Raw genomic sequence first — 20,098 nt, 5'->3', positions numbered from 1 at the left:
TGGTACGTTGAAGCAATATCCATACATCGAGAGACAACGCCCCGTTCAGATCCATGCAAGAAGACGACAACGCACACCTCTGGCGGCCGCGGCTGACCGCGCAGGGCGGCCCCCGCTTCCTCCAGATCGCCGATGCGTTGCAGGCGGCGGTGGCGGACGGATCGCTGGCCCCCGGCGACCGGCTGCCGCCGCAGCGCCTGCTGGCAGCGCAGCTGGGCGTGGACCTCACGACGATCACGCGCGCGTACGACGAGGCCAAGCGCCGCCACCTGCTGGAGGGGCGCGGCGCCCGGGGCACCTACGTCGCCGCGCCGAAAGTCGAATGGGGCGCGGTCCTCGACCTGAGCATGAACATCCCGCCGCCGCCGGAGGGCGTGGACTTCGGCGACCTGCTGAAGCAGGGTTTGTCGCAAGTCCTGATGCGGGCGGATGCCGAGCTGCTGATGACCTACCACCTGGGCGGCGGCAGCGATGCCGACCGCGAGGCCGGAGCCCGGTGGCTCGCGCCCATGCTGGGCGATGTGGATGCGCGGCAGGTGGTGGTCTGCCCCGGTGCGCAAGCCGCCATCGCCGCATCGATCCTGGCGCTGACGGAGCCGGGCGATGCCATCCTCGCAGAGCCCATGACCTATCCCGGCTTGATGGCTGCGGCCGCTCAGTTCGGCCGGCGCGTCGTGCCGGTGGAAACGGACGCGCACGGAATGCTGCCCGACAAGCTGGAGCAAGCGTGCCGGCAGCAGCAGACCGGGTTGGTCTATCTCAACCCCACGCTGCAGAACCCGACCGCCATCACCATGCCGGAGCACCGGCGCAAGGCACTGGCCTGCATCGCTCAGCGCTGCAGGCTGCGCATCATCGAGGACGACCCCTACTGGCTGCTCGCCGACGCCCCGCCACCGCCCATCGCCACCTTCGCGCCGGAGCAGACGCACTACATCGCCACCCTGTCGAAGTGCCTGACGCCCGGCCTGCGCGTGGCCTTCGTGCTTCTGCGCGACCCGCAGGAGCGCGAACGCTTCCTGGCCGCACTGAAAGCCTTCGCACCGATGGCCACGCCCTTGACCGCCGCCCTCGCCACGCAATGGATCCTCGACGGCTCGGCCGCCGCATTGATGGACGGCGTGCGCAAGGAGGCGCGCCTGCGCCATCGGATGGCGAGGGACATTCTGGCGGGGCGTTACAGCGGCGCGGGAGACGGCCTGCATGCATGGCTGGAGTTGCCGGGGTATTGGAACTCTTCAGAGCTGGCGCGCGCGACCCGCAGCGAGGGCATCGCGGTGATGCCGGCGGAGGCGTTCGCTACGGACGGCGGATTGGTGACTGCCGATGCCATTCGGATATCGCTGGGGAGTATCCAGGAAAGGGGGCGTTTGCAGGCGGGGCTTCGAAGGCTGTCTGATTTGTTGGCGCGAAGGCCCGAGCAGAGTGCTGTCTGAGCCGTGTGGGCTAACGTTCGCCTCGGGCACTGAGCAGCCGTCCAGCTAGAACCTCTAAAGCTGTCATTCAGCCATGATGGCCAGAAAACCTTCGATTTCCTGCTGCCCCATGTCGTGGATGCCGCAAGCCGTGCCATTTCACGAACATGCGCACCCATTGCATGTAGGCACTGCTCGATGCGCGGGCTATAGTTGTTTTAACGAATTCGCTCACGGAGCTGGTCCAGCAACCGTGTGGCGCACAACACAAGGGGGGCGGCGGGTTTCATGGCTGAATTTAGTACTGTATTTTTGTGCAGTAAACGCGCCGCCAAGCTAGGCTACAAGCCCCTTTCCGCATTTTTTTCGCACCAATTTAGACCGCAAGCGCCAGATATGGCCTGCGGCTTGGTGCGGTCTACATGACGTTAGGCATCACAAAATGGCTCGCGGCGCACTGTCATTTACTTCTCGTTTCTCGAACAATACGCTCGTCATCGTTGATGCTCTTGACGAGTCTGACTTGCAGACAGCAATTCACCTGAGGGATGAAATATGCGACGCCACGTCAGCAAATCGCCCTGGTTATTGCCACTACTTCAAAGTTGAAAGCGAGTCGCAGTTCCTCGCCGTTCTCGAACAGATCAATGAACAAACCAAGGATGGTTTGCGACCGATTCTTCACATTGAAGCGCACGGTGACGAGCATTTGGGGATTCAGATCGCCACGTCAGGAGAGATGATCTCGTGGCCCCAACTCCTGCCGAAGCTACAGGAGATCAACAAGAATTCGAAGAACAATCTTGGTGTCGTTATGGCTGCATGATTTGGCCTACATGCAATTAAGCCTCTGCGTATCGAAGAGCCATGCCCGTTCTATTTCTTGATCGGCTCAGACGAGCTCGTTCCCGCTGGCTACATTGATGATGCAATGAGGCTCTTCTACCTAGAGCTAAACAAAAGTAACTCGCTCGATGATGCGATGAAGAAAGTGGACGCCAAGTTTAAGCAGTTCCACGCTGAGAAATTCTTCTTCATTACCTTTGCTAAGTATATGAAGCGCGCTTGCATGGGTGCCGGAGCACAGCGGCGCGTCGAGCAGTTGCTCACAGAAGTTGTCGAAGGTGGTGCCGTCACCAATAGAGCCACACTGCGCGCCATGCGAAAAAGCGCTAAGACCTTCGTTCGGTCGCAAGAACGCGCCTTCAACCAACATTCATCTCGGTTTCTTCACGGTCGAAAGTCGGTCACATATGAGGAATTCCAACGGTTTGTACGCGGTGATGCCTAACACTACGTTCGAGGCGACCTGCGCGAAAAGCCGCGCAGGCGCCTCAACTTCACGTTAGGCCTTCTCATATGAGTGAATCCGAAACAGTCATCATCAAGCGTGGCGAAGCGCTTTTTCGCAAAGCTCAACTCTTATGCGTTGGGGTTCCGTTCTAGCGCTCGCCGCTATTGGAGCAGTGTTCTTTGTACTGTTCGTCTGATCTTCGCTTTACGACCGGCGCTTCAATGACACCCTCTACGAACACTTGGCGGCTGCTATCGGAGTGCCATTGGCTACCCTGACTGCACTGGCACTGGCACTGGCACTGGCACTGGTATTGGTATTGGTATTGGTATTGGTATTGGTATTGGCACTTGAGCAAGTATCCGGCGATATCGAGTTAGAGGTGTGGGGAATCAAGTTCAAAGGAGCATCCGGCCCAATAGTCATGTGGGCCATTTGCTTTATTACACTAATTTCAGGAATAAGGGCACTATGGTGAACAGCGACAGGCGCGAGTCAAACCAGAAAACAATCGACATGCTGAATGGCATTGCTGTTACCAAAGAAGAGTTGCTAACCCTTGTCACAGAGAGCGAGAAGTACTCTGGAGATGAGCCGGGCGGAGGCTTATTCCTAATTGCAAAACTGTACAAGGGCAACCCACAGAAGGCACAAGCTGTGTACTTCAGAATGGAAGCCCTCAGCCAACTTCTTGTTAAAAATGGCGCGCCGGGCTGGACACTTCCTCCTGCCGAGGACGGATCAATACTCACACAAGCTGCAGTATTTTCTGCAGCAGCGCTTGAACCGCTCGCAGCTATTGACGACGACATTGGCTTCGAACAAGAGTCATTTTTGCGTCGTGTACTTGCAGAAGCTGACACAGAAGGAACTGCATGAACTGGGCATGCTTTACGCTTCGGCAAGGCCTAACTGGCGGTTCAACGCGGACGCCAACACTGGCCATGGCTTCGCCATTTTTATGGCCAGTGTTGGTGCCCTTCAGTCGCTGCGCTCCTTACGGCGCCGGTTAACCTGGGCGTTAGGAGGCTTCGTGGCTCCAGTTGAGAATCCAGAGTTGCAAGTTCGCCCGGCGCTCCGAATCATTGGTGCAGTGATGATGCTGCTGATTTCGGCACTGACGATTCTGAGCTCCATTCCATTCTTCTCTGCGAAGAAAATCACGCTGAAGAGCTGTGCCGACAAGTACAAGGCAAGCTCACAACTTATTTGCGAGATTGGCAATGCAATGATGTCTATGCTTCCGGCACAGATGCAGGGCCCGACAGAAGGTCTGGCCCATATAGCTATGTCCGCTCTATTAATTTGGCTTTCATGGCTATTGATCAAGCCACTTTTTGCATGCCCATGAAATATTTCCCCAACTATCCGTTGCAGCCGACCGCCTACGGCGGCGTCTGAACTCAGCGCGTTAGGCCACTGTTTATGGAAGCACATGAGTTCATCGTCGGTCATGAACACGTCATCGCCCACTTTGGGCTTTGGCCAAGCTTTCATGATGCAGAGGTGTTCAAGCTATCTCTCGATAGGACGCTAGGCAAATCAGCCCCGACACTTGACTTGCATCTGCGTGGATGGGTAACGGCCTCAGAGATCACGCCTGAAGGTCACTACAAGTTGCATGGCGATGCTGTGCTTCATTTCCAGTTTGAGGGCATCAGTGAATTTCACCTCGAAGGCTTCAACGGCCAGAACGTCATCTCATCATTGAACCTGGAAATCGTACAGGCACAAGACAAGCAGGAGCAAACCTTCATCAAAGTCGAGCTGGAGCACTGCTACCTCTTTGAGGCTTCTTTCGCCGCCCAACGGGCTCAACTCATCAGCATCACACCGTATGCTAAATAAGCTTTGCCTCCGCCAAGCTATAAACATAGGCCTAACATTACGGTCAAGCGGACGCCAACAAAGCCCATGGCTTCGCCATTTTCATGGGCTTTGTTGGTGCCCTCCACTCGCTGCGCTCCTTCTGGCGCCGCTTACTGGGGCATTAGGCCACTCAAAAAATTCATTTGCGCAAACATGAGCGAACTACAAAGCGTGATTGAACAGGCATATCAAGCGGCGAAATCCGGGGAATGGGATCGCCTTCTATCGGAGTGGGAGAAATCTGCTGTCCTCGCAAAACGCTGTAGTCGCTATTCAAAGCCTGGTTCGTCGTGGAGCTTTCTCCATCAGGCTGCTTACTTCGGCAATGAACAGGCATGTCGTGCGTTGATTGAGCTTGGCGCATCGACCGAGGCACAGACCCATGACTCTCTTACTCCGGCGGAAGTTGCCGCGCAGAAGGGGCATCACGAACTCGCCGTGTTCCTTAGGAGCGCATCTATCGGCAGAAACACGCTATGGGAACCGCCGATTGACCCCGACGTTCTGCCGGGCAGCAACCGGTGGAGCGAGGCAACAGAAGCGAGAGCCAGCACTGAACTGTTCGTCGCTTATGGCGGGGGACTGGTCAGAATTAGCAAGGGCTCACCGTACTTCACAGACTCCCTTGGTCGTGTTTTGGTGGGGTGGCATGGGACGTTCAATCCACCATGCGGCATGGACGGTGAGTCAATGCTTTCTCGTAATGCATAAAGTGCTTACAGAAGTCGCGCCTAACTGGTCGGTCAAGCGGACGCCAGCAAGGGCCATGGCTTCGCCATTGCCCTGGCCCTTGTTGGTGCTCTCCAGTAGCTGCGCTTCTTACGGCGCCGCTTGACTTGGGCGTTGAGCACCCGCTTTCACCTGCCACCCCCGACTGCTACTGGCCGATAACAGCCCTGATCACGTCGAAGCCATGCAACGCCCTACGCCAAACACCCAAGCAAAGTCGCTGCATAGTGAATGAAGCGACTCCTCGCCCTTGGGCAGCAAAAATCATCGCCAGCCCGCCCCACCACGAAAAGCACTGGGATTGGCCCCCGCCCCCCGGCGCATCAGCTGCCGCAACGCCGTAGCGTCGATATATCCCACCTCCTGCGCGACCTGGTCCACCGGCATCCGGCTGTTCTCGATCAGCAGGCGCGCCCGATTCAGGCGCACGGCCTGGACCAGGGCCAGCGGGCTCTGGCCGGTGGCGGCGCGCACATGGCGTGCCAGCGTGCGGGGCGACATGGCGAAGGCATCCGCCAGTTCGCCGACGCTAGGGGGATGGGGCAGCGCCGATTCGATGAACGCGGTCAGGCGCGCGATCAGTTCGTTGCCGCCGGCCAGCATGGCCGGCACCATGAAGCGCGACTGCGCCTGCCGGCCATCGATCAGCAGCACCTTGCCCACCGCGTCGGCCAGGGCGGCGGAGAAGCGCACGCGGATGAGGTGCAGCATGAGAGCGGTCTGCGCGAAGGCCGCCCCGGCGGTGGTCACCGGGCCGTCGCTGACCACCATGCGGTCGGCGTCCACCGCGCAGTCGGGCTGGAGCCTTCAACGCGCCGGCCCGCCAAGGTTCCGCTTCGCTTCACAAGGGCGCCGTACCGCCGCCCGCCTGGAACACCCGCGTGAAGTCGCAGCACGACTGCGCCAGCATGATCACCGACCCCACCAGGGCGCTGCGCTGGTCCCCGCACACCATGGCCACATAGGGCACGGGCGGCAGGGGCGGCTGCACGTCGATCTCGGCCAGCATGCCGGCGGCGACCAGGGGGGCAAGGCAGTGGCGGGGTAGGTAGCTCACGCCCAGGCCGGAGATGGTGAGGCCGGCCAGGGCGATGAGGTTACTGACGACCAGCGTATCGGCGGGCTCCACGCCGCGCTCGCGCATCCAGCCGTCGTAGAGGCGGCCGGTGCCGGAGGCGCTGCCCTGCACCAGCAGGCGGTGGGTGGCCAGGTCGTGCAGGCGCACGGGGCGGCCGGGGGCGGGGGGCTGCACGAGGCCGGGGCGGCACATCCAGGCGCTTTCGACCTGGCCGACGGCCTTGGCGGGCAGGCGGCTGTCGGTGAAGGCGTCGGGCACGATGATCACGTCCAGCGCGTCGGCCAGCAGCTTGTCGCGCAGGGGCAGGCTGCCGTCCACGTCGGGCTCGAGCGTGACCTTGGGGTAGTGCTCGCGCACCAGCGCCACCAGGCGGGGAAGCCAGGTCATGGCGGTGAGTTCGGTCACGCCGATGCGCAGGCGCCGCTCGATCACTTCGGGCTTGCCGAACTGCTCCACCGCCGCATCGCGCTCGCGCAGCAGCTTGCGCGCCAGCATGAACATCTCTTCGCCCTTTTCCGTGAGGCGCGCGCTGCGCTGGCTACGGTCAAAGAGGGCGGTGTCGAAGATCTGTTCCAGCTCGTGCACCCGCTTGGAGATGGCGGACTGCGTGGTGTGCAGCTTGCGGGCAGCGGGCGCGAAGCCGCCGAGCTGGCCGATCCAGTAGAGGGCTTCCAGCTGCTTGAAGGTCATCATGGGCGCGTCCGATCCATCGCTTTTTGCTCATGCGATTCGAGCACAAAAAATCGCTTTTTGAAACCTGACGCGACTTCCACAATGGGCCGCATCCGCCCCGTGCGCCGGCTTTGGCCGCACGGTTCTCGTCCCCCGGCTTCGCTATTGCCGCCGCCGTCCTTCCAGGAGTCCGTGCCATGACCTCTCGCCGCTTCGCTTCCTCCTCCGTCCTGGCCGCCGCGCTGGGCGCCTGCCTGCTGGCCCATGGCGCCGCCGCCAGCGCGCAGGAGATCGACACGCTGGCACGCATCAAGCAGACCGGCGTGGTCCACATCGGCAGCCGCGACAGCTCGATTCCGTTCTCGTACACCCCCAAGGGCGGCAGCGAGCCGGTGGGTTTCTCCAACGACATCTGCCTGAAGGTCGTCGATGCGATCAAGGCCAAGCTGGGCCTGCCCGCGCTGCGCGTGCAGTACACGCTGCTCAATTCGCTCAACCGCATTCCGCTGATGCAGAACGGCACGGTGGACCTGGACTGCGCGACCACCACCAACTCGGTGGTGCGCCAGCAGCAGGTGGCGTTCGCGCCCAGCCATTTCGTGGCGGGCATCACGGTGGCGGTGAAGAAGAATTCGGGCATCAACTCGCTGGCCGATCTGTCCGGCAAGACGGTGGCCACGGTGTCGGGCAGCACCTCGGTGCAGCTGCTGCGCACCTTCAAGCGGGCCGAGGCCATGGACGTGCGCGAGATCAGCGGCAAGGACACGGCCGACGCCTTCCTGCTGCTGGCCAACGGCCGCGCCGACGCCTATGTGCTCGACGACGTGCAGCTGGCAGGGCTGATCGCCACGGCGCCCAACCCGGGCGACTACCGCATGCTGCGCGACGTGGTGCTGCGCCAGGAGCCCTACGGCATCATGTTCCGCAAGAACGACCCGCAGTTCGAGGCGGTGGTGGACGAGGCCGTCACACAGCTCATGAAGAGCGGAGAGATCGACCGCCTCTACGCCCGCTGGTTCACCCAGCCGATCCCACCCAACAACGTGAACCTGAACTTCCCCATGACGGACGCCGTGCGCGAGGCCTATCGCAACCCCAGCAAGAAGGGCGTCTGAAGATGCTGGCCGGCCATGACGTTCTTTCGGCCCGCTACCCGCAGGGCCTGCCGTTCCCTGAGGCGGTGATGCGCGAGGTGCGCGGCCGCTTCCTGCAGGTGGAGCACGACCATGCGGGCCGCCCGCGCCTGTATTTCGACAACGCGGGCGGCTCGTTCCGCCTGAAGGCGGCGGTGGCGCGATTCGCGGAGATCGACGCGGTGCCCGACAACACCGAGCGCATCCACCCCGTGGCGCGCGAGCTGCAGGCCATCCAGAACACGGGCACCGACGACCTGCGCATGATGCTCAACGCCGAGGGCGGCAGCGTGCATGCCGCGCTCACCGCGTCGGGCGCGATGTTCGAGATGGTGCGCGCCATCGCGCTGAACGTGCCGGGCACCAACATGGTCACGACGGTGCTGGAGCACCCTTCTTCCTACGACGCCATGGAACGGTATGCGCGCGAAACCGGGCGCGAGCTGCGCGTGGCGCCCAGCAACCCGGCGACGGGCGGCGTGGATGTGGAGGCCGTCGTGCGGCTGGTGGACGAGGGCACGGCGCTGCTGAACGTGATCTATGCCTCCAACATCTCGGGCGCCAAGCTCGATCTGGAGCGCATCGTGGCTGCGGCGCGTGCCATCAAGCCCGATCTCTACATCGTGGTGGACGCCGTGCAGCACGCGCCGCATGGCCTGATCGACCTGCAGAAGACGCCGGTGGACGGCGTGAACATCGCGCCCTACAAGTTCTTCGGCTGCCGGGGATCGGGCCTGGCGTGGCTGTCGGAGCGCGCCGCGGCGCTGCCGCACCACAAGCTCTCGGCCAAGCCGGAAGGCTTCTGGGACCTGGGCAGTTCATCGCCCTGGCAGTTCGCCGTGGTGACCGAGATCGCCGACTACGTCTGCTGGCTGGGCCGGCAGGCGCTGCGGGAACTGCCGGAGCTGGCCGCTGCGGTGGAGGCGGCTTCCGGCACCGACGAGCCCTCGCGCCGCGCGCTGTTCGCGGCCGGCATCGAACGCATCATGCTGCACGAGCGCGCCCTGCTGGCGCGGCTGCTGGACGGCGATGGCCATGGCGATGACGGCGCCCGCTGCGGCCTGCGCCGCATGGCCGGCGTGCAGGTGTTCCTGGACCACCCGGACCTCACGCTGCGCGACCTGATCATCGCCATCGGCATCGACGGCGTGGACTGCACCCAGGCCGTGCATGAATACGGCCTGCGCGGCGTGACGGTCTATGAGCGCAGCGTGGCGAGCCTGTATTCGCGGCGCATGCTCGAATCGTTCGGGCTTACGGGCGCGGTGCGCGTGTCGCCGCTGCACTGCCACACGGCCGAGGACGTGGATGCCTTCCTGCGGGTGACGGCAGACATCGTGCGGGCGCATGCCGCGCCCCGGGCCGAAGCCGCTGCGGCCACGGCCTGAACGGCGCCGCGCCCAGACAGTCCTGCCCACAGCCACGCCGCACAGCGCTTCCTTCAGCCGCCCATCGGCCTTGCCGCCACCGAAGGCGTGTGCCGCGTAGCCGGTCAGTTCCAAGCCGCGGGCGCTTGAGCGTGGGCCGGACCTGGTAGGCCACCTGCCCATAATCGGCCCGTGATCATGCGCACGCCGGCCACCTCCACCCCGCTTGCCCGCCGCCGCCTGCTGGTGCAGGGCGGCGCGCTGGCCGGTGCGGCGCTGCTGATGGCCGGCTGCGGTACGTCCGCGCATACCGACCGGGGCGAGGTGCAGGCGGCAAGCCTGCAGTCCACCGAGCTGGCACAGTCCGACGTGAACCGCATGGCGACGCTGGCCATGCGCGACAACCTGGACGGCCTCTACCTGCTGATGGACAAGCTCTACCGCCGCAACCCGGCCGAGTGGCGCAAGGGCGCCCTGGCGCCGGGCCAGCTGCCGGGCCGCATCCAGGCCGGCCAGCGCGTGCGCGAGGCCGTGGAGCAGCGCCAGCCCTGGGCGCCGCTGCAGGGCCGGCGCGACATCGCCGCGCTGGCGCTGGCGCTCAGCCCCGAATTCACGGGCGACCGGGTGGCGGCCGTCACCTACGCCACGGCCGACATGATCATCACCGCGCACGGCGGCAAGACCGAGTTCTTCCTGATCGACAGCCTGGACGCGCAGCACCTCTACAACGCGGCGCGCAACGTGGAGATCGCCGTGTGGCTCATCGCCCAGCGGCGCGATGCGGCCACCGGCCAGCCGCTGCTGCTGGCCGACGAGATCGCGCCCGGCGTGCGCAACCTGAGCTTCGAGCGCGAATACGGCAAGATCATCGCCCGGCTGGACCTGCTGGCCGCCGTGGTGGCCGAGAAGTACCGGCGCGCCGCCATCAGCTATGTGCAGAACCTGCTGGGCGGGACCTTCCTGCAGTTCCTGCCTGTGCGGTGAGCCGGGTAGCGCGCGCATGGCGGGGCGCGCATGGCGGCAGGCCACCGGCTCCTTGACGGGGACGGCACGGCGGGTCTCCGCGATGCCCCACACGCGAGGCATTTGTTCGGCGTTGCCCTAAAATTGCCCGCCCCCCGAGGAGCGTTGCAGCGCGCGCCGGCCCTTGCTTTTCAAGCCAGGAGCCGGCAGCGTCAGGCTCGGGCCGGCCGTTGCCCCGCAGCTTTGCGCCTTCCAACGACGCTCACCTGTTGTTCCATCCCCCAACCGATTGCACAGGTGAGCCTGATGTCCGCTGTTTCCCTCCCTCCCATGAAGCTGTCCGGCCTGGAGCCGGTGTCCATCGGCGAGGGCACGCTGTTCGTCAACATCGGTGAGCGCACCAACGTGACGGGCTCCAAGGCCTTCGCGCGCATGATCCTCAACGGCCAGTACGAAGAGGCCCTGGCCGTGGCGCGCCAGCAGGTGGAGAACGGCGCCCAGGTCATCGACATCAACATGGACGAGGCCATGCTCGACAGCAAGGCGGCCATGGTGCGCTTCCTGCAGCTGATCGCCTCCGAGCCCGACATCGCCCGCGTGCCGATCATGGTGGACTCCTCCAAGTGGGAGGTGATCGAGGCCGGGCTGCGCTGCATCCAGGGCAAGGGCATCGTCAACTCCATCTCCATGAAGGAGGGTGTGGAGAAGTTCAAGCACGAGGCGCGCCTCGTCAAGCGCTACGGCGCCGCCGCCGTGGTGATGGCCTTCGACGAGCAGGGCCAGGCCGACACCTTCGCGCGCAAGATCGAGATCTGCGAACGCGCCTACCGCGTGCTGGTCGATGAGGTGGGTTTCCCGCCCGAAGACATCATCTTCGACCCCAACATCTTCGCGGTGGCCACTGGCATCGAGGAGCACAACAACTACGCCGTCGATTTCATCGAGGCCGTGCGCTGGATCAAGCAGCACCTGCCGGGCGCCAAGGTCTCGGGCGGCGTGTCGAACGTCTCCTTCAGCTTCCGCGGCAACGACCCGGTGCGCGAAGCCATCCACACCGTGTTCCTCTACCACGCCATCAAGGCCGGCATGGACATGGGCATCGTCAACGCCGGCATGGTGGGCGTCTATGACGACCTCGAACCCGTGCTGCGCGAGCGCGTGGAAGACGTGGTGCTCAACCGCCGCCCCGACGCGGGCGAGCGCCTGGTCGAGATCGCCGAGACCGCCAAGAGCGGCGCCAAGGACGAAAGCAAGAAGCTCGAATGGCGCGGCACGCCCGAGCACCCCAAGACGGTGGGCGAGCGCCTGGCGCACGCGCTGGTGCATGGCATCACCGACTTCATCACCGAAGACACCGAAGAGGCCTACCGCGAGATCCTCGCCAAGGGCGGCCGCCCGCTGCACGTGATCGAAGGTCCGCTGATGGACGGCATGAACATCGTGGGCGACCTCTTCGGCGCCGGCAAGATGTTCCTGCCCCAGGTGGTCAAGAGCGCGCGCGTGATGAAGTCCGCCGTGGCCCACCTCATTCCCTACATCGAGGAAGAAAAGCGCCAGGACGAGCTCGCCGGCCGCGACGTGCGCAGCAAGGGCAAGATCGTCATCGCCACCGTCAAGGGCGACGTGCACGACATCGGCAAGAACATCGTCACCGTCGTTCTGCAGTGCAACAACTTCGAGGTGGTGAACATGGGCGTGATGGTGCCCTGCCACGAGATCCTGGCCCGCGCCAAGGTGGAGGGCGCGGACATCGTGGGCCTGTCGGGCCTCATCACCCCCAGCCTGGAAGAGATGCAGTACGTGGCCGGCGAGATGCAGAAGGACGACCACTTCCGCATCAAGAAGATCCCGCTGCTGATCGGCGGCGCCACCACCAGCCGCGTGCACACCGCCGTCAAGATCGCGCCGCACTACGAAGGCCCCGTCGTCTATGTGCCCGATGCCTCGCGCAGTGTGAGCGTGGCGCAGAGCCTGCTGGGCGACGGAGCGCAGCACTACGTCGATGAGCTGAACGCCGACTACGACAAGGTCCGCACCCAGCACGCCAACAAGAAGCAGACGCCGATGTGGCCGCTGGCCAAGGCCCGCGCCAACCGCACGCCCGTCGATTTCAGCGCCTACCGCCCGCGCCAGCCGCGCCTGCTGGGCCGCCGCGTGTTCAAGAACTTCGACCTGACCGAGCTGGCCAAATACATCGACTGGGGCCCCTTCTTCCAGACCTGGGACCTGGCCGGCCCGTATCCGGCCATCCTCACCGACGAGATCGTGGGCGAGCAGGCCCAGCGCGTCTTCGCCGACGGCCAGGCCATGCTCAAGAAGCTGGTCGAAGGCCGCTGGCTCAGCGCGAGCGGCGTGCTGGCCCTCTACCCCGCCAACAGCGTGGGCGACGACATCGAGTTCTACACCGACGAATCGCGCACCGAAGTCGCCATGACCTGGTACGGCCTGCGCCAGCAGACCGAAAAGCAGGTGATCGACGGCGTGACCCGCCCCAGCCGGTGCCTGGCCGACTTCGTCGCGCCCAAGGACAGCGGCATCGCCGACTACGCCGGCCTCTTCGCGGTGACGGCCGGCCTGGGCGTGGAGAAGAAGGAACAGGCCTTCATCGACGCGCTGGACGACTACTCCGCCATCATGCTGAAAAGCCTGGCCGACCGCCTGGCCGAAGCCTTCGCCGAGGCCTTGCACCACCGCGTGCGCACCGACCTCTGGGGCTATGCCGCCGGCGAAGCCCTGAGCAACGAAGAGATGATCGCCGAGAAGTACCAGGGCATCCGCCCCGCGCCCGGCTACCCCGCCTGCCCGGACCACAGCGCCAAGACCGACCTCTTCCGCGTGCTGCAGTGCGAGGAGATCGGCATGGGCCTGACCGAAAGCCTGGCCATGACCCCGGCCGCCAGCGTGAGCGGCTTCTACATCGGCCACCCCGAGAGCGTGTATTTCAACGTCGGCAAGATCGGCGAAGACCAGCTGCACGACATGGCCGAGCGGCGGGGCATGGATGAAAAAGCCCTGGCGCGACTGCTGGCGCCCAACCTCTGAGGCTGCGAGCCCTGCGCTCGAATCCGGAAAAGACGAAGGCCCCGCATGCGGGGCCTTCCATTTGGTGCATCTTTCAGCTTGTTAGCGTCCAGAGCGCATATCCCAGTGATCTAAGTGTTTGCGAATCTACCCGAATCCGCTACAAACGGCAAACAGCAGAGCGGAGGGGGATGCATGCAGAAAGACAGACAGCAGGCGTATCGCTTGGCGTTGGACCTGGGGTCCACATCGCTGGGCTGGGCCCTTTTCCGGTTGGATACTGCGGGCAGTCCGTCGGCCATCATCAAGGCCGGCGTGCGCATCTTCAGCGATGGCCGCAATCCGAAGGACGGCTCTTCCCTCGCCGTCACCCGCCGTGCCGCACGCGCCATGCGGCGGCGGCGTGACCGGCTGCTCAAGCGCAAGGCCCGCATGCTGGCCGCGCTGGAGCGGCATGGCTTTTTTCCGCAGGAAGAGTCAGCCCGTAAGGCACTGGAAAAGCTCAATCCCTACGCGTTGCGCGCCCGAGGGCTGGAATCCGCGCTCAAGCCGGAAGAATTCGGCCGCGCGCTGTTCCACCTGAACCAGCGCCGGGGCTTCCAGAGCAACCGCAAGACCGACCGCAAGGACAGCGACAGCGGCGCGCTCAAGCAGGCCATCGGCACGTTGCGGGCGCAGATGCACGAGTCGGGCTGCCGCACGGTGGGCGAATGGTTCTGGAAAGTGCGTATGGAGCAAAAGCCCGAAGGGGTGAAGGGCCAGGGCGTGCGCGCCCGCTACCGCGAAAATCGCTACACCAACGATGAAGGCAAGCCGCGCATCGACAAGCGCTATGACCTGTACGTGGACCGCGCCATGGTGGCGCAGGAATTCGATGCGCTGTGGGCCGCGCAGGCGGCATTCAACCCCGCGCTGTTCAACGAAGTGGCCCGCGCCGAGCTGCGCGACATCCTGCTGCACCAGCGCAAGCTGCGGCCCGTGCAGCCCGGCCGCTGCACGCTGGTGCCCGACGAGCCGCGCGCCCTGTTGGCGCTGTCGAGCACGCAGCGATTTCGCATCTATCAGGAAGTGAATCACCTGCGCGTGCTGCATGACGAATTGCGCGAAGAGACACTGACTCTGGCGCAGCGCGACCAGATTGTGGTGCTGCTGGAGAAGCAGGCCAAGGTGACCTTCACCGCCATGCGCAAGGCGCTGGGCTTTTCGGCCCTCTTCAACCTGGAAGACCCCAAGCGCGATGGCCTCAAGGGCAATGCCACCGCAGCGGCGTTGAGCAAGAAGGACTTGTTCGGCGCGCTGTGGGCCGGGTTCGACACCGCACTGCAGGACGAGATCGTCACGCAGCTGATGACCGAGGAAAGCGAGCCGCGCCTGATCGCCTGGCTGCAGGAACACACGGGCGTGGACGAGGCGCGGGCGCAGGCCATTGCCAACACGGGCCTGCCAGAAGGCTACGGCAGCCTGGGCCGCACAGCATTGGCCCGCATGGTGCCGGAGCTGCAGCGCGACGTCATCACTTATGACAAGGCCGTGCAGGCTGCCGGCTTCGCGCACCATAGCGATTTGGGCTTCAGCTTCGAGCACGGCGCAGACGAAGTGGAACGCATCGGCGAGCGCACCATCGCCTCCACCGGGGAGATCAAGCCCGTCTTCGCCTTCAAGCAACTGCCCTACTACGGCCGCGCCTTGCAACGCCATGTAGCGTTTGCCAAGGACAACCCACGCAACGACGAAGAGCGCTACGGCAAGATCGCCAACCCCACCGTGCATATCGGCCTGAACCAGGTGCGTGTGGTGGTCAATGCGCTGATGCGCCGCTATGGCCGCCCGGCCGAAGTGGTGATTGAGCTGGCGCGCGACCTCAAGCAGAGCCGCGAACAGAAGCTGGAAGTGCAGCAGCGGCAGGCGGACAACCAGAAGCGCAATGCACGCATCCGCCGCTCCATCGCCGAGGTGCTGGGCATCAGCGAGGAACGGGTGCGCACGCTGGACATCCAGAAATGGATCTTGTGGGAAGAGCTGAGCCACGATGCGGCCGACCGCCGCTGCCCCTACAGCGGCGTGCAGATCAGCGCGAGCATGCTTCTGGGCGAAGGCGTGGAGATCGAGCACATCCTGTCGTTCTCGATGACCCTGGACGACAGTCTGAACAACCGCACGGTGGCGCTGCGCGAAGCCAACCGCATCAAGCGCAACCGTACGCCGTGGGAAGCCCGTGCCGACTTCGAGGCCCAGGGCTGGAGCTATGACGGCATCCTGCAACGCGCCGAGCGCATGCCGCTGCGCAAGCGCTACCGCTTCGCGCCCGACGGCTACGAACGCTGGCTGGGCGAGGACAAGGACTTTCTGGCCCGTGCGCTCAACGACACGCGCTATCTCTCACGTGTAGCAGCGGAGTATCTGCGACTGGTGTGCCCCGGCAGCGCCACCCGCGTGATCCCGGGCCAGATGACGGCGCTGCTGCGCGGCAAGTTCGGCCTGAACGACGTGCTGGGCCTGGACGGTGAAAAGAACCGCAACGACCACCGCCACCATGCGGTGGATGCCTGCGTGATCGGCGTGACCGACCAGCGCATGATGCAGCGCTTTGCCCAGGCCAACGCACAGGCGCGCGAAGACGGTTTGACGCGGCTCGTCGAAGACATGCCGCTGCCCTGGCCCACCTACCGCGCCCATGTGGAGCGCGCCGTGCGCCACATCTGGGTCAGCCACAAGCCCGACCACGGCTTCGAAGGCGCCATGATGGAAGAGACCAGCTACGGCATCCTGCGCGACGGCAGCATCAAGCAGCGCCGCAAGGCCGACGGCAGCGCGGGGCGCGAAATCAGCAACCTGATCCGCATCGCCGAGCCCGGCCAGCCCCAGCGCCATGGCGTCGATGCCGAAGGCCAGCCGCTACCCTACAAGGGCTATGTGGGCGGCAGCAACTACTGCATCGAGGTCACCGTCAACGACAAGGGCAAGTGGGAGGGGCAGGTGATCTCCACCTTCGATGCGTATCGCATCGTCCGGAAAGGAGGCCTACAGCAGTTGCGGCATCCGACCCAAGGCCAGAATGGGCGGGCATTGGCCATGCGGCTGGTGATTGGCGATAGCGTGCGGTTGGAAGCAGGCGAAGGGAGCTTGCAAACTTTGCGCGTGGCGAAGATGTCTGCAGCGGGACAGGTCTTCATGTCAGAAGTCAATCAAGCCAACGTGGACGCCCGCAACAGAAACGGCGATTTGCCCTATGTCTCCAAGATGGCTGGGTCTTTCCAAAAAGCCAGGGCCCGCCAAGTCACCATCTCCCCCATCGGCGAACTCCGTGATCCGGGGTTCAAGGGCTGACGCACCATGGTCGGCCGCATCGTCGAAATCGCGGACGACAGGCGGCATCTCTTCGTGCATCGCGGCTTTCTCGTCGTGCGCGACACCGAGGGAGAGCGCAAGGAACTGGGCCAGATCCCCCTGGACGACATCGCCGCCGTCATCGCCAATGCCCACGGCCTGAGCTACACCAACAACCTGATGGTGGCCCTGGCCGAACGCGGGGCGCCCTTCGTGCTCTGCGGAGCCAACCACAACGCAGTCGGCATGCTGCTGCCCATCGACGGCCACCATGTGCAGGCCAAGCGCATCGAAGCGCAATTGGCTGCCGGGCTGCCGCTGCTCAAGCGCCAATGGGCGACAGTGGTCAAGGCCAAGCTGGAACAGCAGGCCGCCGCGCTGGAAGCCGCAGGCGCCGCCACGGCCCCGCTGCTGGCCCTGGTGGGCAAGGTGCGCAGCGGTGACCCGGAGAACATCGAAGGGCAGGGAGCCAGGCGCTACTGGAGCCTGCTATTCGGTGCGGGTTTCCGGCGAGACCAGGATGGCGATGGCCTGAATGCGCTGCTCAACTACGGCTACACCGTGCTACGGTCAGCCACCGCCCGGGCCGTAGTCGCAGCTGGACTGCATCCCAGCCTGGGCCTGCACCACAGCAATGACGCGAACCCCATGCGCTTGGTGGACGACCTGATGGAGCCCTTCCGGCCGGTGGTGGATCTCAAGGTCTGGCAATTGCACCGGGCTGGCCAGGCCCACGTCACGCCCGAGACCAAGCGCGCCCTGGTGCGCGTGCTGTACGACGACATGCAGACGCTGCAGGGCGTGACGCCCGTCATGGTGTGCATTCAGCGCGTGGCGACATCGTTGGCCCAGGTCTATCTGGGTGAGCGGATCCGGCTCGATCTGCCCCTGCCCGGATTGCCGCTCTCACTGGCAGGCAGCTTCGATTCCGATTGAAGTGACGCCGAACGGACGCATGCCAACAGGATTGCAACCATGCTGACGGGGTACCGACTGATGTGGATGGTGCTGATGTTCGACCTGCCAGTGATCACCAAGGCCGAGCGCAAGGCGGCCACTGGCTTTCGCAATGCCTTGCTGGACGTGGGCTTCCAGATGAGCCAGTTCAGCGTCTATCTGCGCTTTTGCACCAGCCAGGCCCAGGTGGACACACTCTGCCGTCAGGTGGAGCAAGCCTTGCCGGCCGGAGGCAAAGTGCATATCTTCCAGTTCACCGACAAGCAGTACGAGCGCGCCATCTCCTTCCATGGCCGAAGCCGTCAGCCCGCGCAAAAAGCGCCTGACCAGTTCGATCTTTTCTAGCCCGACGCCATGTTTTCCTGGACTGCAGAAACGAAAACCCCTTGACGAATCAAGGGGCTATCGCGATCAGAGTCTAGATCACTGGGATATGCGCACTGGCCGGAACACCGCCGCACTGCCCACGCTGCCCGGCCGTAGTCTAGATCACTGGGATATGCGCACTGGCCGGAACGAAAACCATGTTCACCAGCGGATGATCGAAAGTCTAGATCACTGGGATATGCGCACTGGCCGGAACCCATCAATGCAAGCGGGGAGGTGCGCAATGAGTCTAGATCACTGGGATATGCGCACTGGCCGGAACTCCAGATGGTCGCTCCTGTCCTCGGCCAGCAGTCTAGATCACTGGGATATGCGCACTGGCCGGAACCCGCATGGAACCCGCAGCAGCACATTGAGCAGTCTAGATCACTGGGATATGCGCACTGGCCGGAACCTGATCGGCGTAGCGCTCGCCGGCACCCTTAGTCTAGATCACTGGGATATGCGCACTGGCCGGAACGAGCACGCCCACCTGATCGATGCGGACCTGAGTCTAGATCACTGGGATATGCGCACTGGCCGGAACAAAGCGCTTGAGTTGGCAAATTCATCCACCAGTCTAGATCACTGGGATATGCGCACTGGCCGGAACCATCGCTGCAGGTGGCCGCGTACTGTGCGTAGTCTAGATCACTGGGATATGCGCACTGGCCGGAACGGCTGCGCCGCATCGCGCTGCTGCAGGCGCAGTCTAGATCACTGGGATATGCGCACTGGCCGGAACTGAGCCGGCCCATGTAACCGCCCGGGTGGAAGTCTAGATCACTGGGATATGCGCACTGGCCGGAACCGAACTCCCCAAGGATCGTCTCGATCATTTAGTCTAGATCACTGGGATATGCGCACTGGCCGGAACCCTACCTGTTCAGCCACGTCGCATCTCCGTAGTCTAGATCACTGGGATATGCGCACTGGCCGGAACTTCCCCGTGCCGCTCGAGTATGTCGAACTGAGTCTAGATCACTGGGATATGCGCACTGGCCGGAACTGGTGTCGGCTGCCGTGTAGTCAGCCTGGTAGTCTAGATCACTGGGATATGCGCACTGGCCGGAACGCGGATGCGGTCGGCATCAAGTGGCAGGGTAGTCTAGATCACTGGGATATGCGCACTGGCCGGAACGAGTCACTAATGACCGTGAACGCGGCATCAAGTCTAGATCACTGGGATATGCGCACTGGCCGGAACTTGCCCGTGCCGCTCGAGTATGTCGAACTGAGTCTAGATCACTGGGATATGCGCACTGGCCGGAACCTGCGCAGGCTGTGGGCCTGCCCTGGGTGCAGTCTAGATCACTGGGATATGCGCACTGGCCGGAACTGCCATGACGCGGATGCCTGCTGCGCCGGGAGTCTAGATCACTGGGATATGCGCACTGGCCGGAACACCGCAGGCTGCACACCACGTCGTCGCGCAAGTCTAGATCACTGGGATATGCGCACTGGCCGGAACCCCGGCAGCGCGTGGGTTCAAATCACTCCGAGTCTAGATCACTGGGATATGCGCACTGGCCGGAACTAGCCCGCCGTGCGGGCTTTCTCATTTCTGAGTCTAGATCACTGGGATATGCGCACTGGCCGGAACATAGGTCGGCGATTTGAAGACAAAGGTCTTAGTCTAGATCACTGGGATATGCGCACTGGCCGGAACCAGGGGTGAACGCAGATGGAACGCTCGCTTAGTCTAGATCACTGGGATATGCGCACTGGCCGGAACAGCAGAACCACGCGCGGCATTTCCCACCGCAGTCTAGATCACTGGGATATGCGCACTGGCCGGAACCATGGCCGCATGTGCGTTCACATGCTGAGAGTCTAGATCACTGGGATATGCGCACTGGCCGGAACCCAGCTTTCGCCAATGTCGCCGTAGATGAAAGTCTAGATCA

Annotated in this window: 17 protein-coding genes, 1 CRISPR repeat array and 1 riboswitch; of the genes, 14 read left to right on the top strand and 3 right to left on the bottom strand. The window is 63.6% G+C overall.

Annotation, left to right across the window (positions count from 1 at the left end; all coding sequences use genetic code 11):
* Positions 1–53: 53 nt before the first annotated feature.
* Both AC3A84_RS02900 and AC3A84_RS02895 read left to right on the top strand, forming a co-directional pair.
* Complete coding sequence (locus AC3A84_RS02900; RefSeq protein WP_487968243.1) at positions 54–1,436, top strand: aminotransferase-like domain-containing protein; 1,383 nt, start codon at positions 54–56, stop codon at positions 1,434–1,436.
* A gap of 421 nt (positions 1,437–1,857) precedes the next feature.
* Positions 1,858–2,241 (top strand): hypothetical protein, encoded by a 384-nt coding sequence (locus AC3A84_RS02895; protein WP_487968242.1) that lies wholly within the window; start codon positions 1,858–1,860, stop codon positions 2,239–2,241.
* 126 nt (positions 2,242–2,367) lie between these two features.
* Here the strand turns inward: AC3A84_RS02895 and AC3A84_RS02890 are convergent, their stop codons facing one another.
* Positions 2,368–2,631 carry a hypothetical protein gene (locus AC3A84_RS02890; RefSeq protein WP_487968241.1) on the bottom strand — a complete coding sequence of 88 codons (264 nt, stop codon included), beginning with the start codon at positions 2,629–2,631 and terminating at the stop codon, positions 2,368–2,370.
* 343 nt (positions 2,632–2,974) lie between these two features.
* Here AC3A84_RS02890 and AC3A84_RS02885 point away from each other — a divergent pair, with 343 nt between their 5' ends.
* The 5 genes from AC3A84_RS02885 (at position 2,975) to AC3A84_RS02865 (ending at position 5,289) form a co-directional block, all read left to right on the top strand.
* Entirely contained in the window at positions 2,975–3,187 is a 213-nt protein-coding gene (locus AC3A84_RS02885) for a hypothetical protein (protein ID WP_487968240.1), read from the top strand.
* Positions 3,181–3,588 (top strand): hypothetical protein, encoded by a 408-nt coding sequence (locus tag AC3A84_RS02880; RefSeq protein WP_487968239.1) that lies wholly within the window; start codon positions 3,181–3,183, stop codon positions 3,586–3,588. Before AC3A84_RS02885 ends, AC3A84_RS02880 begins: the two co-directional genes overlap by 7 nt.
* Positions 3,551–4,060 (top strand): hypothetical protein, encoded by a 510-nt coding sequence (locus AC3A84_RS02875; RefSeq protein ID WP_487968238.1) that lies wholly within the window; start codon positions 3,551–3,553, stop codon positions 4,058–4,060. The genes AC3A84_RS02880 and AC3A84_RS02875 overlap by 38 nt, the downstream gene beginning before the upstream one ends.
* A gap of 74 nt (positions 4,061–4,134) precedes the next feature.
* Positions 4,135–4,557, top strand: a complete 423-nt coding sequence (locus tag AC3A84_RS02870; protein WP_487968237.1) for an Imm50 family immunity protein — start codon at positions 4,135–4,137, stop codon at positions 4,555–4,557.
* 174 nt (positions 4,558–4,731) lie between these two features.
* Positions 4,732–5,289: an ankyrin repeat domain-containing protein gene (locus AC3A84_RS02865; RefSeq protein ID WP_487968236.1), complete on the top strand. Its 558-nt coding sequence runs from the start codon at positions 4,732–4,734 to the stop codon at positions 5,287–5,289.
* Positions 5,290–5,571: 282 nt separating this feature from the next.
* Here the strand turns inward: AC3A84_RS02865 and AC3A84_RS02860 are convergent, their stop codons facing one another.
* Positions 5,572–6,093, bottom strand: a complete 522-nt coding sequence (locus tag AC3A84_RS02860) for a helix-turn-helix domain-containing protein (RefSeq protein WP_487968235.1) — start codon at positions 6,091–6,093, stop codon at positions 5,572–5,574.
* Between the two features lie 55 nt (positions 6,094–6,148).
* Positions 6,149–7,075 carry a LysR family transcriptional regulator gene (locus AC3A84_RS02855; protein WP_487968411.1) on the bottom strand — a complete coding sequence of 309 codons (927 nt, stop codon included), beginning with the start codon at positions 7,073–7,075 and terminating at the stop codon, positions 6,149–6,151.
* A gap of 179 nt (positions 7,076–7,254) precedes the next feature.
* Between AC3A84_RS02855 and AC3A84_RS02850 the strand changes: the two genes are divergently transcribed.
* The 7 genes from AC3A84_RS02850 to cas2 all read left to right on the top strand — a co-directional run bounded on the left by AC3A84_RS02850 (position 7,255) and on the right by cas2 (position 18,170).
* Positions 7,255–8,172, top strand: a complete 918-nt coding sequence (locus AC3A84_RS02850) for an amino acid ABC transporter substrate-binding protein (protein ID WP_487968234.1) — start codon at positions 7,255–7,257, stop codon at positions 8,170–8,172.
* A 2-nt stretch (positions 8,173–8,174) separates the two neighbouring features.
* Positions 8,175–9,578, top strand: coding sequence for an aminotransferase class V-fold PLP-dependent enzyme (locus AC3A84_RS02845; protein WP_487968233.1), 1,404 nt, complete (start codon positions 8,175–8,177; stop codon positions 9,576–9,578).
* Between the two features lie 177 nt (positions 9,579–9,755).
* Entirely contained in the window at positions 9,756–10,541 is a 786-nt protein-coding gene (locus tag AC3A84_RS02840; protein ID WP_487968410.1) for a hypothetical protein, read from the top strand.
* A 130-nt stretch (positions 10,542–10,671) separates the two neighbouring features.
* Positions 10,672–10,791: riboswitch (S-adenosyl-L-homocysteine riboswitch) on the top strand.
* Between the two features lie 59 nt (positions 10,792–10,850).
* Positions 10,851–13,562 (top strand): methionine synthase, encoded by a 2,712-nt coding sequence (gene metH / locus AC3A84_RS02835; RefSeq protein WP_487968232.1) that lies wholly within the window; start codon positions 10,851–10,853, stop codon positions 13,560–13,562.
* Positions 13,563–13,736: 174 nt separating this feature from the next.
* Positions 13,737–16,868 (top strand): type II CRISPR RNA-guided endonuclease Cas9, encoded by a 3,132-nt coding sequence (gene cas9 / locus AC3A84_RS02830; RefSeq protein ID WP_487968231.1) that lies wholly within the window; start codon positions 13,737–13,739, stop codon positions 16,866–16,868.
* A 6-nt stretch (positions 16,869–16,874) separates the two neighbouring features.
* Entirely contained in the window at positions 16,875–17,804 is a 930-nt protein-coding gene (gene cas1 / locus AC3A84_RS02825) for a type II CRISPR-associated endonuclease Cas1 (RefSeq protein WP_487968230.1), read from the top strand.
* A gap of 39 nt (positions 17,805–17,843) precedes the next feature.
* A complete protein-coding gene (gene cas2 / locus AC3A84_RS02820; protein ID WP_487968229.1) occupies positions 17,844–18,170 on the top strand; it encodes a CRISPR-associated endonuclease Cas2 in 327 nt (108 codons plus the stop codon).
* A gap of 70 nt (positions 18,171–18,240) precedes the next feature.
* Positions 18,241–20,057: direct repeats of the CRISPR family, unit length 36 nt; unit sequence AGTCTAGATCACTGGGATATGCGCACTGGCCGGAAC.
* Positions 20,058–20,098: the final 41 nt, after the last annotated feature.

The sequence above is a fragment of the Paracidovorax sp. genome (assembly GCF_057642795.1).
The sequence above is the reverse complement of the archived record's forward strand: the minus strand, read 5'-3'. Positions and strand labels throughout refer to the sequence as shown.

Bases quoted from the DNA above. Each gene is read 5' to 3' on its own strand.
- AC3A84_RS02900 (WP_487968243.1), top strand. From the start codon at position 54: ATGCAAGAAGACGACAACGCACACCTCTGGCGGCCGCGGCTGACCGCG.
- AC3A84_RS02895 (WP_487968242.1), top strand. From the start codon at position 1,858: ATGGCTCGCGGCGCACTGTCATTTACTTCTCGTTTCTCGAACAATACG.
- AC3A84_RS02890 (WP_487968241.1), bottom strand. From the start codon at position 2,631: ATGTTGGTTGAAGGCGCGTTCTTGCGACCGAACGAAGGTCTTAGCGCT.
- AC3A84_RS02880 (WP_487968239.1), top strand. From the start codon at position 3,181: ATGGTGAACAGCGACAGGCGCGAGTCAAACCAGAAAACAATCGACATG.
- AC3A84_RS02870 (WP_487968237.1), top strand. From the start codon at position 4,135: ATGGAAGCACATGAGTTCATCGTCGGTCATGAACACGTCATCGCCCAC.
- AC3A84_RS02865 (WP_487968236.1), top strand. From the start codon at position 4,732: ATGAGCGAACTACAAAGCGTGATTGAACAGGCATATCAAGCGGCGAAA.
- AC3A84_RS02855 (WP_487968411.1), bottom strand. From the start codon at position 7,075: ATGACCTTCAAGCAGCTGGAAGCCCTCTACTGGATCGGCCAGCTCGGC.
- AC3A84_RS02850 (WP_487968234.1), top strand. From the start codon at position 7,255: ATGACCTCTCGCCGCTTCGCTTCCTCCTCCGTCCTGGCCGCCGCGCTG.
- AC3A84_RS02845 (WP_487968233.1), top strand. From the start codon at position 8,175: ATGCTGGCCGGCCATGACGTTCTTTCGGCCCGCTACCCGCAGGGCCTG.
- AC3A84_RS02840 (WP_487968410.1), top strand. From the start codon at position 9,756: ATGCGCACGCCGGCCACCTCCACCCCGCTTGCCCGCCGCCGCCTGCTG.
- metH (WP_487968232.1), top strand. From the start codon at position 10,851: ATGAAGCTGTCCGGCCTGGAGCCGGTGTCCATCGGCGAGGGCACGCTG.
- cas9 (WP_487968231.1), top strand. From the start codon at position 13,737: ATGCAGAAAGACAGACAGCAGGCGTATCGCTTGGCGTTGGACCTGGGG.
- cas1 (WP_487968230.1), top strand. From the start codon at position 16,875: ATGGTCGGCCGCATCGTCGAAATCGCGGACGACAGGCGGCATCTCTTC.
- cas2 (WP_487968229.1), top strand. From the start codon at position 17,844: ATGCTGACGGGGTACCGACTGATGTGGATGGTGCTGATGTTCGACCTG.